Below are 12,522 nucleotides of genomic sequence, written 5' to 3'. Positions count from 1 at the left end.
CGATGCTGCCCGGCCTGACCTATCCCGAGGAGTCGCTGCGACGCCTCGCCGCCGATCTCGCTGAGCAGTTTCACGGAGTCTTCGCCGCCGAGACCGTTGAGCGCTACGTGCTCGAGAGCTATACCGGGCTGCTGCGCACGTCGAGCGTGAAGGCACACCTGACGACCCGCACCGCGCACTTTGCCCGGGAGCGCCTCACCGCGCTGGCCCAGGCCAAGGGTGCGATCGGCCGTTCGGTTCCCGAGGTATTGTTCGTCTGCGAGCAGAATGCTGGCCGGTCACAGATGGCCGCGGTGTTCACCAACGCTTTGTCGGGCGGCTCGGTGCACGTGCGTTCGGCCGGATCGATGCCCTCCTCCGCGCTGAACCCCACCATGGTGGCGGTTATGGCCGAACTTAATCTGTCGCTGGACGAGGCGTTCCCCAAGCCGCTCACCGACGACGTCGTGCAGGCAGCAGACGTCGTCATCACCATGGGCTGCGGCGACGCCTGCCCGATCTACCCGGGCAAACGCTACGTCGACTGGGAACTCGTCGACCCGGCCGGCCAGCCGATCGAGGAGGTGCGGCGCATCCGCGACCAGATCAAGGCACATGTCATCGAAATGCTCGCCGGCCTCGGTGTGACGCCCGTCGCCTGACCCACCCTGCGGTCGGGGCCAGGTGGGCCCGGCGAATGGATGCCGCCCCACCCGGACGGGGCCCAGGCCCCGTCCCCGGGCCCAGTTTATAAACTGGGCCCGGGGCTATAACGTGGGCCCGGTGGTCGCGGCATCCGTTGACTCACGGCAGCGATTGGCCGGCACTACGGATGCTCGCGCCCGATACGGGTGCGCGCCACGGTAACCGGCGTAGCGGCCACCCGTTTCAGGCGCGACACATGCGCAAACGTGGCGAAACGGAGGCCCGCCCCGCTACGCGAGCGTCAGGAACAGCTTCTCGAGTTCGGGCACCGTCATTGAGTTCTCGTTGTCGGGATTCGCGATGCAGTCGCGCATCGCGGTCGACACGATGACGAAGCCGGCCTTGTCGAGCGCGCTCGACACGGCGGCGAGCTGAGTGACGACGTCGCGGCAGTTGCCGCCACCCTCGACGGCGGCGATCACCGCCGTCAGCTGCCCCTGCGCCCGGCGCAACCGGTTGAGGATCTTCTTCTGCTCGGCAGCCCTGGCCGCCGTGTCATCGGTCACCGACGAGATCGCCACCTCAGGCCCCCTGCTCGGTGGGAAGCCCGGCCTGCTGCCAGGCCGTCGTGCCGCCGGCGATGTTCACGGCGTCATGGCCGTGGGCCGCCAGATACTCGGCGACCTGGGCGCTGCGACCGCCGAGGGCGCAGATGACGTGCACCGGGACATCCGCTGGGATCTCACCGATCCGCTCGACAACCTCGCCCATCGGAACGTGCACGACGCCGGGCACGTGGGCGGCTTCGTACTCCCACGGTTCGCGCACGTCGATGACGACGGGTTCGGTGAGCGCGTTCAGCTCGGTGACGGTGATCTCTTTCATACGAGGACCCTTTCAGCAATGGGGGAAACAACAAGGCTAGACGTTCCGGCCAGCCAGGTGCGATAGCCGCCGTCAAGATTGCGCACGTCGAATCCGTTCTGGGTGAGAATGCGCGCGGCGGTATGCCCGCGCTGGCCCACTTGGCAGTGCACGATCAGAGGCACGCGCGGCAGCTCGTCGAGCCTGGCGCGCAGGTCGTCGAGCGACACGTTGAGTGCGTCCGGAATGCTGCCGGCCGCGAATTCGCCGGCCGACCGCACGTCGACGAGCACGGCGCCGTGCGCGCGCGCGGCCGCCAACTCGTGCCACTGCAGGTTCACGCTCGTGCCCTCGGCGAGGTTCGACGCGACATAGCCGAGTTGGTTAATCGGGTCTTTTGCGGAGGCATATTGCGGCGCATAGGCCAGTTCGAGGCGCGTCAAAGCGGATGCGCTCAGCCCCGCCGCCATCGCGACCGCGAGCACGTCGATGCGCTTGTCCACCCCGGAGCCGCCCACGATCTGGGCGCCGAGGATGGCGTCGGATTCGGCGTCGATGAGCAGCTTGATGGACATCCCCTCCGCGCCGGGAAAATAGCCGGCGTGGTTGGCGGGGTGCGTGTGTGCGATGCGGTGGGCGAGGCCCGCTTCGACCAGGCGTTTCTCGCTCCAGCCGACCAGGGCTACGGTGAGACCGAAGATGGCCACGATCGACGTACCGAGCGCCGGGGCAGCCTGCCCGGGAGTGCCTGCGATGCTGTCGGCCACGGAGCGGCCGTGTCGGTTCGCGAGGCCCGCCATGGTGACGAGCGTGCCGGAGCCGCTGACGGCATCCGTTTTCTCGACGCCGTCGCCGACCGCGAAGATGTGCGGGTCGCTCGTGGCCTGGGTGCCGTCGACCCAGATGCCGCCGCTCTCGCCGATGCGGAGGCCGGCCTGCGCGGCCAGGGTAACGTCGGGGCGCACGCCGCTCGCGTCGATCACGAGGTCGGCGGGCACGGTGCTGCCGTCGCTGAGCATGATGCCGAGGGCCGACGTTCCGGTGACCGTGGCGTTCAGGCGCACGTCGACACCGCGCTCACGCAGGCGATCGAGTACGGGAGCGGCCATCTCGGGATCGAGCGGGGTGAAGATCTGCGGCCCGCGCTGCACGAGGGTCACGTGCACGCCACGGTGCACGAGGTTTTCGACGGCTTCGAGGCCGATGAATCCGCCGCCGATCACCACAGCGGATGCCGCTGCGACGCTCGCCAGCACCGCGGTGATGTGATCGACGTCATCGACCGTGCGCAGGGTGTGCGTGGGGACGGTGCTGTCTTTAGATGCGTTGGACCTGGCCGAAGCGCCGGCCGCGAGCACGAGCCGGTCGTAGTGTTCGACGCTCGTTTCATCGGTCAGCAGGTCGCGCACCGTGACGGTCTGGGCTTTGCGGTCGATCTGCACGACCTCGGTGCCGACACGCACGTCGAGTGCGAAGCGTGCCCCGAGGGATTCGGGGGTCTGCAGCAGCAGGTCACCGCGATCCCGAATGATTCCCCCCACGAAATACGGCAGCCCGCAGTTCGCGAACGACACGTAATGGCCGCGCTCGAACACGATGATCTCGGCGCTCTCGTCGAGTCGGCGCAACCTGGTCGCCGCCGACATTCCGCCCGCAACTCCGCCTACAATGATGATTTTCACGTGTGCCTCCGGGTCAAGGATACCCCAGGGGTATGCGCGCACAAACCTGCGGGCGGAGCAGGCGCCGGTGAGGGCCGCGCGGCCGCATCCGCTCCCCGGGCCCACGTTATGAACACGGGCCCAGTCTATAAACTGGGCCCGTGGACGGGGCCTGGGCCCTGTCCACAAAATGCTCAAGCGGGTTGGGCTCGGAAACCGCGCAGGCGCAGGCTGTTCGTCACCACGAAGATCGACGACAGGGCCATCGCGGCCCCGGCGATCAGGGGGTTCAGCAGCCCGGCCATTGCGAGCGGAATCGCCGCGACGTTGTAGGCGAAGGCCCAGAACAGGTTGGCCTTGATCGTCGTGAGGGTGCGGCGGGCCAGCCGTATCGCATCCGCTGCGGCGAGCAGGTCGCTGCGCATGAGCGTCAAGTCGCTCGCCTCGATGGCCACGTCGGTGCCCGACCCCATGGCAATGCCGAGGTCGGCGGTGGCGAGCGCGACCGCATCGTTCACGCCGTCCCCGACCATCGCGACCACGTGCCCCTGCGCCTGCAAAGAAGCGATCACCCGCGCCTTGTCGGCCGGCAGCACCCCGGCGGTCACGTCGGTAATGCCGACGAGAGCGGCCACGCTCTGCGCCGCGGCGACATTGTCACCGGTCACGAGCATCGGCGTCAGCCCGAGGGCACGAAAACGTGCGATCGCCGCAGCGCTCGTGGGCTTGAGGGTATCGGCGACGGTGAGCACGCCGCGCACCTTGCCCTCCCACGCCACCATGACGGCCGTCTTGCCGAGCGCCTCGGCCGTTCCCATCACGGCCTGCATCTCGATCGGCACCACCAGCCCCCATCGTTCGACCAGCCAGACGGGCCGTCCAACCAGCACCAGGCGTCCGTCAACCAGCGCCTGCACGCCCAGGCCCTGCTCCGACAGAAACTCCGACGCAGCCGGCACCGCGCCCAGGCGCGATACAGCGCCGGCCGTGATCGCCCGCGCGATCGGATGCTCCGACCCGCTTTCCGCGGCCCCGGCCAGCCCCAGCAGCTCATCTTCAGAGCCGCACTCGTGCATATCTGCGGTCGACAGCGTCATTCGCCCGGTGGTGACCGTGCCGGTCTTGTCGAGAACGATCGTGTCGACCCGGCGCGTGGATTCGAGAACCTGCGGCCCCTTGATCAGAATACCGAGCTGCGCGCCGCGCCCGGTTCCCACCAGCAGTGCGGTCGGCGTGGCCAGCCCGAGCGCACACGGGCAGGCAATGATCAGGGTCGCGACGGCCGCAGTGAACGCCATCGCGGCGCCGGCACCGACCAGCAGCCAGCCAGCCAGGGTCGCCAGCGCGAGGAGGATCACGATCGGCACGAACACGCCGGAAACCCGGTCGGCCAGGCGCTGTACCTCGGCCTTGCCGGTCTGCGCCTGCTCCACCAGCCGGCCGATGTGGGCCAGCTCAGTGTCGGCACCAACCTTCGTGGCTTGCACGACGAGTCGCCCGCCGGAGTTCAGCGTGGCGCCCACAACACTGTCGCCCGGACCGACCTCGATCGGTACGGATTCGCCGGTGAGCAGGCTCGCATCGATAGCGCTCGCGCCATCAACGATCACCCCGTCGGTCGCGACCTTCTCACCCGGCCGCACCACGAACTGGTCGCCGACCGCGAGCAACGCGGTGCTGATGCGACTCTCCACACCATCGCGCAGCAGCGTAGTCTCCTTCGCACCGAGCTCGAGCAGCGCCGTGAGTGCCGCGCCGGAGTTGCGCTTGGCCCGCGCTTCCGCGTACCGACCGGCCAGAATAAACACGGTGACAGCGGATGCCACCTCCAGGTAGATCTCGTGGGTGCCGGCCCCCGGGGTAGCCGAGAAGGTGAAACTCATGGTCATGCCCGGCATGCCGGCCATGCCGAAGAACAGGGCGTAGAGCGACCAGCCCAAGGCGGCGAGCACGCCGACGCTGACCAGGGTGTCCATGGTGGCGGCGCCGTGCCGGGCGTTCACCCAGGCGGCGCGATGGAACGGCCAGGCACCCCAGATGGCGACCGGGGCCGCGAGAGTCAGGGCCAGCCACTGCCAGTTCGTGAACTGCACCACGGGAATCATCGACAGGGCGGCGACCGGCAGGGTCAGCGCGGCGGAGATCAACAGCCGCTGCCGCAGCGACGCAAGCTCAGGGTCGACGGCGGCCGCGGCGGGGTCCACGGTGACCGGAGCTGGCAGCACGGCCGTGTAGCCGGTGGCCTCGATGGTCTTGATGGCGTCATCGACGCTCGTGCCGGCCGGCACGAAAACGCTCGCCTTTTCGGTGGCGTAGTTGACGCTGGCTTCGACCCCGGGCATTCGGTTGAGTTTCTTCTCGATGCGGGCCGCACACGAGGTGCAGGTCATGCCCCCAACGAGCAGATCAACTTGCTGGCCCACATCGGCAGACATCAGGCGGCTACCAGCTGGTAGCCCGCCTCCTCGACGGCCGCGGCAACCAGGGCGCGGTCCAGCGTGGCGGCGCTCGTGACGGTGACCTGCGAGGTACCGCCCTTGACGAGGTCGACCGTAACGTTCTCGGCGCCCGCGAGAGCTGTAATCTCTTCGGTCACGCTGGCGACGCAGTGGCCGCAGGTCATTCCATCAACGCTGTAGGCGGTCGTGGTGCTCATCGAAAATTCCTAACTGTTTTCTACCCCCGAATGGGTATTCATTCGAGCATACCCCTTGGGGGTACCTTTGCCCCTACTATACCCCGAGGGGGTACAGTTAAGCATGGGGTTCACGAACGACGCAAAGGACAATGTCATGACCGAGTCAGAGAGCCACGACGGCCCGCACGGCTACATCTCCAACAAGGACGCCTACCTCAAGCGCCTGCGTCGCATCGAGGGTCAGGCCCGCGGCCTGCAGAGCATGGTCACCGACGACAAGTACTGCATCGACATTCTCACGCAAATTTCGGCCATGACGAGCGCCCTCGAATCGGTCGCTCTGGGCCTGCTCGATGACCACCTCAACCACTGCGTATTGCACGCGGCCATGGCCGGCGGCACCGAAGCCGAGGCCAAGCTGCAGGAGGCATCCGCGGCCATCGCTCGGCTGGTTCGCTCCTAAAGGACCGGACCTTTGGCCCTAGTCGCCGGGCTGCGCCGCGCGCGACACTGTTAATACATATAGAGCTAGCGTGCCCATTCGGGAAGGACCACAATGAACCTGCCGCACAGCGCGCCCCAGACGACGGTCGAGGCATCATTCGCCGTTCCGATCCGCGTTTTCATTCTCGACGACCACGAACTGGTGCGCCGGGGCCTGCGTGAGCTGCTTGAGGGCGAGGGCTTCGACGTCGTCGCCGACACCGGTTTGGCGGTGGAAGCCACCGTGCTGATCCCGAAGCTGCGCCCCGACGTGGCCATTCTCGACGCCCGCCTGCCCGACGGCACCGGCATCGAGGTGTGTCGCGACGTACGCTCGGTCAATCCGGCCCTGCAGTGCCTCATTCTCACGAGTTACGACGACGAGCAGGCGTTACGTGGCGCCGTGCTGGCCGGTGCGGCAGGCTACGTACTGAAGGAAATTCGCAGCACCGACCTGCTCGACAAGATCCGTCGCGCGGCCGCCGGTGAGTCGCTGTTCGACCCAGCGGTCAAGGCGGGCATCATCACCGGCCTGGCCGACCCGCTAGACGCCCGTCTCGCGTCGCTCACCGCGCAGGAGCGCAAGGTGCTCGACCTGATCGGCGAGGGACTGACCAACCGTGAAATCGGTCAGACCATGTTCCTGGCCGAGAAAACGGTCAAGAATTACGTGTCGTCGATGCTGGCGAAGCTGGATTTTCAGCGCCGAACCCAGGCTGCCGTGTACGTTGCGAAACGTGGAGACGAACACCAACGGTAATCTCCGGCACCGGCGCAGACCAGCGCAGCCGGGTGCCCTCGCCGGGGGCGCTGCGCACCGAGAATTTGCCGCCGAGCAGCGCCGCTCTTTGTTTGAGGTTGTCCAGGCCGCTGCGCCGGGTGGGTTTACTGAAACCACAACCGTTGTCGGCGATGACGAGCTTGATGCGGTCGTCTTGGGCATCGACCGAAATGTCGATCATGCTCGCCTGCGAATGCCGCGCAGCATTACTGAGGCCTTCCGAGATCACGGCGAGCAGGCTGCTGGCGAGGTCATCGGCGAGCGGCGCATCGATCGGCCCGGACAAACGGATGCGCGGCGCATACGGCAGGCTCGCCGCCCCCTCCTTGATCACGGCCAGAATGCGACTGCTGAGCGTGCCGGTGTCTTGCGCCATGCCGCGCAGCGAATAGATCGTGTCGCGCAGTTCCCGAATGGTGTCATCGAGCTCGTTCGTGACGGCGTTGATGCGGTCGAGCGCTACGGAATCGTTGGTAAACCGCCGCAGGCTCTGCATGCTCAGCCCGGCGGCGAACAGCCGCTGAATGACCAGGTCGTGCAGGTCGCGGGCGATGCGGTCGCGGTCGCCGAGCACGGCCTGCTCTTCGCGCATACGGTGCACGGAGGCCAGTTCGAGCGCGAGTGACACCTGCGTGCCGAAGACCGCGCTCATCTCCACATCGGTGACGCTGTATCGAGCGGATGCCGGTGCGCGCGACAGCAGAATCACGCCCTGCCCGTCGCCGGCCGGCCCCAGGGCGGCAATGAGGGTGGACCCCAGGTGCGACCACTTTGCGGCCGAGCCGGGCGTGGCATCCGCTATCTGGAGGGGCGGAGTGGCGAGCGTGGCGGAGCGGCCGGTGGCCTGCATCTCGGCCAGCACACCGGGTTGCAACAGCACGGTCGTGCCGAGCAGTCCCGCCGCAGTCGTGCCATCCGTGCCGGCCGCAGCCGCACAGTACAGGCTGTCGTCGGTGGGAAAACCGATCACGGCCAGTTCGGCACCGGAAGCCACGAGTACGCGCTGAACGACGAGGTCGAGGCCGTTGTCTTCACCGTCGACCGGTCGCAGCAGGTCGCGGCCCATCGCGGCGACCGCTTCGAGCCAGCGAGAGCGAGCACGGGCCTCGTCGTAGAGGCGGGCGTTCTCGATCGTGACGCCGGCGGCCGCGGCGAGTGCCACGGCCAGGGTCTGATCTTCGTCGGTGAAGTCCCCTCCGCCCTCTTTCTCGGTGAGGTAGAGGTTGCCGAAGACCGTGTCGCGCACCCGCACCGGAACCCCGAGGAACGACTTCATTGGCGGATGGTGGGCGGGAAAGCCGAAGGAGTCGGGGTGATCGTGCAGGTCGTGCAGGCGAATAGGGTTCGGTTCTCGAATGAGCAGGCCGAGCACGCCGTGCCCGGTGGGTAGCGCGCCAATCTGGCGCACGGTCTCTTCGTCGAAGCCCACGGTGACGAAGTGACTGAGCGCCTGGCCCTCGCCGATCACGCCGAGCGCGCCGTAGCGGGCCTGCACGAGCTGGCAGGCCGCTGTAACGACGCGTTCAAGCACCGCTTCGAGGCTGAGGTCTTCAGCCACCGAGACGACGGCGTCGAGCAAACCGCGCATGCGATCCTGGGTGAGGGCAAGTTCGGCGGCGGTCTGATCCGTCATCGTCGTCCCCCACCCTCATGCCATCCGGTGGTCTAACCTTGGCATGATTTCGGGTGCATGAGGCTACTTATGGGTGGTTCTGGTGACAATTGTCGGGCAGGAGATGTGCAGCAGCACTTCGTGGCTGACCGAACCCATGAGCAGGCGCTGCAGTGAGCCCCGGCCGCGACTGCCGACGACGAGCAACTGGGCGTGCTGCGCGGCCGCAACGAGTGCGCGGGCCGGCGATTCGTCGGTCTCCAGAACCTGGTGCACCACGAGGTCGGGGTACTGCGTGGTGAGGCCGGCGACGGACTCGGCGAGCACAACGCGCTCCTCTTCCATGCGCTCGGTCACGGCGTCGGCCGGAATGCTGCGCAGAACGCGACGATTCGGCAGGTGCACCGCATAGAGGGCGTACAGTTCCTGGCCGGTGCGGTCGGCCTCGGCGGCGGCGAACGCCACGGCGGTCAGCGAGTCGGCCGAGCCGTCGACGCCGACGTAGACGCCGGTTCTCTCGGTCTCGGGCAGCGAGGGAATCACGGCGACCGGGCAGGTTGCCAGCGCGGCGATCTGCAGGCTCACGCTGCCGAACAGTTCGCCCTCGACCCGGCCCTTCTGGTCGGTTCCGACGACGACCAGGTCGGCGTCCTTGGAAAGTTCGCTCAGCACGCGCGGTGCGCTGCCGGTGCGCAGTTCGGTGTGGGTGGTGACGCCGGGGGCGAGGGCCACGGCGCGGGCGCCGGCTTCGGTGAGCAGCTTCTTCTCGGCGTCGAGGATGGAGTCGTAGTAGCCGTAGCCATCGGCCAGCCAGGTTTCGTACACGGTGTGCATGAGCGTCACCGGGCTCTTGACGTTCTCAGCGCGGGCCATGGCCCACGCGAGGGCGGTCTCGCCGGCGTCCGAATCGTCGATGCCAACCACAATCATCCGGTTCATTGCTCTACCTCGTTCTTGATCACAGGTCGCAGCAGTGGAGTCCCCCGCCACGAGCGCGGAGCTGATGCCCCATCGCCTCACACCCATCCTGTCAGCAGCGGGTTCCAACAAGTAGGGCCGGAAGTCCCGATTAGGTGCCCAATCTGTGGCCGCACAGGGCGGGACTTTCGGCCCTAGCCGCCCTCGGCCCGCCGGTCTTAACGTAGTTCTGACGGGCCTTCTGCCCGCCCACATTCTAAGAATCAAGGAGATACCCATGAAGGCATTGGTTTATGGCGGTCCCGGTCGAAAGAGCTGGACCGACGTTCCCGACCCGAAGCTGCACAGTTCGACGGATGCCATCGTGCGCGTGGACACCACCACGATCTGCGGCACCGACCTGCACATTCTCAAGGGCGATGTGCCCGCCGTCACGGTCGGGCGCATCCTCGGCCACGAGGGCGTCGGCACGATCACCGAAATCGGCTCAGCGGTGAGCAACCTCAAGGTCGGCGACCGCGTCATCATCTCCTGCATCAAGAGCTGCGGCCACTGCAGCAACTGCAGCAATGGGCTGTACTCGCACTGCCTCGGTGATGAGGGCGCCTCCGGCATCGGCTGGGTCTTCGGCCACCTCATCGACGGCACCCAAGCCGAGTTCGTGCGCGTGCCCTACGCCGACAACTCCCTGCACAAGCTGCCCGAGGGCGTCAGTGACGACCAGGGCGTCATGCTCAGCGACATTCTGCCGACCGGTTTTGAAATCGGCGTGCAGTACGGCCGGGTCAAGCCCGGCGATGTCGTCGCCGTGATCGGCGCCGGCCCGGTGGGGCTGGCCGCCATCGCCACCGCCGGACTCTACGGGGCCGCGAGCATCATCGCCATCGACCTCGACGAAAACCGCCTCGAACGGGCCCGAGACTTCGGCGCCACCGACACGGTCGTCTCCGGTGCGGCGGATTGGAAGGAACAAGTCCTCGCGCTCACCGACGGCGCCGGCGTCGACGTCGCCATCGAGGCCGTCGGCATACCGCAGACCTTCACCATGGCCACCGAGATCGTGCGCCCCGGCGGCAACGTCGCCAACGTGGGCGTGCACGGCAAGCCCGTCGACCTGCACCTGGAGAACCTGTGGATCCAGAACATCAACATCAGCATGGGCCTGGTCAACGCCAACACCACGAAGATGCTGCTGAAGCTCGTTGCGAGCAAGAAGCTGGCGGCCGAGAAACTCGTCACGCACCACTTCAGTTTCGATCAGTTCCTCGAGGCCTACGACACCTTCGGCCGCGCGGCCGAAACCAAGGCCCTCAAGGTCGTCCTTTCCCGCTAGTTCCGCGCCCACTGCCTGGAGGTTTCATGCGCGCCCTGATCGTCTACGAATCGATGTACGGCAACACTCGTCTCGTCGCCGAGGCGATCGGGCGCGGCCTGGCCCCGGCCGAGGTGATCCTCGTGCCCACGAATCAGGCCGCGGGCGTTGACCTGTCGCAGGTCGACCTGCTCGTGGTCGGCGGCCCCACCCACGTGCACGGCATGAGCCGACCGAGCACCCGTCAGGGCGCGATCGACGCCGCCATCACGCCCCAGCACACCCTGCACCTCGAAGCGGATGCCGCCGGCTCCGGCGTGCGCGAATGGCTCGCGTCCCTGAACGGGCTGGCCTGCCGCGCTGCGGCGTTCGACACCCGGCAGGAGGGCCCGATCCTGCTGACCGGGCACGCCGCCAAGAGCATCAGCAAGAACCTGCTCGCCGCCGGCGCCGACGTCATCGCCGACGCGACGAGTTTTCTGGTGAACAAGAGCATTGCGCTGGTGCCGGGCGAGGTGCGGCGCGCCGAGGCGTGGGGCACCATGTTGCGGGAGCGGTCGGCGCCGGGCCCCCAGCATCCGTTTACGGGCGCAATCACCACCGCCTGAATCACTCGGGATGTGACTTAAGGCCCTACTCGGGGGTGCCGCCGATGGCTAACGTGAAGAACACTCGTTGGTGACGCTCACACGACATTCCCGCTCGTGGCCCGCCCCCGAAGAAGGGATTTTCTCATGACACACACGCTCACACGGAGCCAGACGGTCGTCGCCTGGGACGGGTCGGAACCCGCCAGGGCAGCCCTCGATTGGTCGCTCGCCCGCAACAACGACGGCGAACTCAACCTGGTGCGCATCCTCGATCGCACCGTGTCATCGGCTGATTACTTCACCGAGGAATCCGCCACGGTGCGCGCCCGGGAGGTGCTCAAGGACGACGCCGACCGGGTGAGCGCAAAATTCCCGGATCTCACCGTGCATGCCGATCTGCGCTCCGGCGACCCGATCACCGAACTGCGTGCCCTGAGCGGAGCCGATACCCTCGTCGTGGTCGGAACGCACCGCCGCCGCGGGTCGACCCTGCGCTACGAATGGTCGATGGGGGCCAGGCTGGCCGGTTCGGCCAACGGACCGATCGCGATCATCCCGGAGGGTGACAGCAAACCTCACTCGGGCATCGTTGTCGGCGTCGACGGTTCGGCCGCGTCGAATGCCGCCGTGGACTTCGCCGCCGAGGAGGCCGACCGCACCGGTCAAGAACTGTACGCGATCCACGCCTGGCAGGAACCGCTGGTCTGGCGCGACACGACCGAACCCGACGCCTGGTTCCTCCAGACGCTCGAGACCTCCCATCGGCGCATCCTCGACGAATCGCTGCTGGCCGTGGCTCGCCGCTTTCCGTCGCTCGTTATTCGGGCCTCACTGGTGCGGGGAGCCCCGCAATCGGCGCTGCTCGATGCGGCCCGTGGGGCTGCGCTGCTCGTCGTCGGTGATCACGGGCAGAAGGGCATCTCGAAACTGCTGCTCGGGTCGGTGAGCCACTCGATCGTGCTCAACATCCAGTCGCCCATGGTGGTCATCCCCGCGCCGTCCGCGTGAGCGGTCGCCGGGTTCTCCGGCTCGCTGCGCT

The 12,522-nt window shown here is 67.3% G+C and carries 13 protein-coding genes; 6 read left to right on the top strand and 7 right to left on the bottom strand.

The genetic code is table 11. The annotated features are described in order from the left end of the window. Nucleotides 1-2 precede the first annotated feature (2 nt). A complete protein-coding gene (locus CXY78_RS08515) occupies nucleotides 3-641 on the top strand; it encodes an arsenate reductase ArsC (RefSeq protein ID WP_092340366.1) in 639 nt (212 codons plus the stop codon). Between the two features lie 273 nt (nucleotides 642-914). On the opposite strand, the gene CXY78_RS08510 is transcribed toward CXY78_RS08515, so the two are convergent. The 5 genes from CXY78_RS08510 to CXY78_RS08490 form a co-directional block, all read right to left on the bottom strand. Continuing rightward, nucleotides 915-1,205: a metal-sensitive transcriptional regulator gene (locus tag CXY78_RS08510; RefSeq protein ID WP_092340367.1), complete on the bottom strand. Its 291-nt coding sequence runs from the start codon at nucleotides 1,203-1,205 to the stop codon at nucleotides 915-917. A 1-nt stretch (nucleotide 1,206) separates the two neighbouring features. After that, nucleotides 1,207-1,509: a rhodanese-like domain-containing protein gene (locus CXY78_RS08505; RefSeq protein ID WP_092340368.1), complete on the bottom strand. Its 303-nt coding sequence runs from the start codon at nucleotides 1,507-1,509 to the stop codon at nucleotides 1,207-1,209. Further along, entirely contained in the window at nucleotides 1,506-3,170 is a 1,665-nt protein-coding gene (locus CXY78_RS08500; RefSeq protein WP_092340369.1) for an FAD-dependent oxidoreductase, read from the bottom strand. Before CXY78_RS08500 ends, CXY78_RS08505 begins: the two co-directional genes overlap by 4 nt. 173 nt (nucleotides 3,171-3,343) lie before the next feature. Beyond that, a complete protein-coding gene (locus tag CXY78_RS08495) occupies nucleotides 3,344-5,584 on the bottom strand; it encodes a cation-translocating P-type ATPase (protein WP_092340370.1) in 2,241 nt (746 codons plus the stop codon). Beyond that, nucleotides 5,584-5,805: a heavy-metal-associated domain-containing protein gene (locus CXY78_RS08490; RefSeq protein ID WP_092340371.1), complete on the bottom strand. Its 222-nt coding sequence runs from the start codon at nucleotides 5,803-5,805 to the stop codon at nucleotides 5,584-5,586. Before CXY78_RS08490 ends, CXY78_RS08495 begins: the two co-directional genes overlap by 1 nt. Nucleotides 5,806-5,941: 136 nt before the next feature. On the opposite strand from CXY78_RS08490, the gene CXY78_RS08485 reads away from it, so the two are divergent. Both CXY78_RS08485 and CXY78_RS08480 read left to right on the top strand, forming a co-directional pair. Next, nucleotides 5,942-6,250, top strand: coding sequence for a metal-sensitive transcriptional regulator (locus CXY78_RS08485; protein WP_104089193.1), 309 nt, complete (start codon nucleotides 5,942-5,944; stop codon nucleotides 6,248-6,250). A 93-nt stretch (nucleotides 6,251-6,343) separates the two neighbouring features. Next, nucleotides 6,344-7,030 carry a response regulator transcription factor gene (locus CXY78_RS08480; protein ID WP_092340373.1) on the top strand — a complete coding sequence of 229 codons (687 nt, stop codon included), beginning with the start codon at nucleotides 6,344-6,346 and terminating at the stop codon, nucleotides 7,028-7,030. Here CXY78_RS08480 and CXY78_RS08475 read toward each other — a convergent pair. Next, nucleotides 6,930-8,684, bottom strand: coding sequence for a GAF domain-containing sensor histidine kinase (locus CXY78_RS08475; protein WP_092340374.1), 1,755 nt, complete (start codon nucleotides 8,682-8,684; stop codon nucleotides 6,930-6,932). The two genes, CXY78_RS08480 and CXY78_RS08475, sit on opposite strands and share 101 nt — an antisense overlap. 63 nt (nucleotides 8,685-8,747) lie before the next feature. After that, nucleotides 8,748-9,602, bottom strand: coding sequence for a universal stress protein (locus CXY78_RS08470; protein ID WP_092340375.1), 855 nt, complete (start codon nucleotides 9,600-9,602; stop codon nucleotides 8,748-8,750). 256 nt (nucleotides 9,603-9,858) lie between these two features. On the opposite strand from CXY78_RS08470, the gene CXY78_RS08465 reads away from it, so the two are divergent. The 3 genes from CXY78_RS08465 to CXY78_RS08455 all read left to right on the top strand — a co-directional run bounded on the left by CXY78_RS08465 (nucleotide 9,859) and on the right by CXY78_RS08455 (nucleotide 12,491). Next, nucleotides 9,859-10,914, top strand: a complete 1,056-nt coding sequence (locus CXY78_RS08465) for a zinc-dependent alcohol dehydrogenase family protein (RefSeq protein ID WP_092340376.1) — start codon at nucleotides 9,859-9,861, stop codon at nucleotides 10,912-10,914. A 26-nt stretch (nucleotides 10,915-10,940) separates the two neighbouring features. Beyond that, nucleotides 10,941-11,501 (top strand): flavodoxin domain-containing protein, encoded by a 561-nt coding sequence (locus CXY78_RS08460; RefSeq protein WP_092340377.1) that lies wholly within the window; start codon nucleotides 10,941-10,943, stop codon nucleotides 11,499-11,501. A gap of 126 nt (nucleotides 11,502-11,627) precedes the next feature. Beyond that, a complete protein-coding gene (locus tag CXY78_RS08455; protein ID WP_104088985.1) occupies nucleotides 11,628-12,491 on the top strand; it encodes a universal stress protein in 864 nt (287 codons plus the stop codon). Nucleotides 12,492-12,522: the final 31 nt, after the last annotated feature.

The organism is Cryobacterium sp. N19 (assembly GCF_002929595.1).
GTDB lineage: Bacteria > Actinomycetota > Actinomycetes > Actinomycetales > Microbacteriaceae > Cryobacterium > Cryobacterium flavum.
Note: the sequence above shows the minus strand (reverse complement) of the source record. Positions and strands in the feature narration are given on the sequence as shown.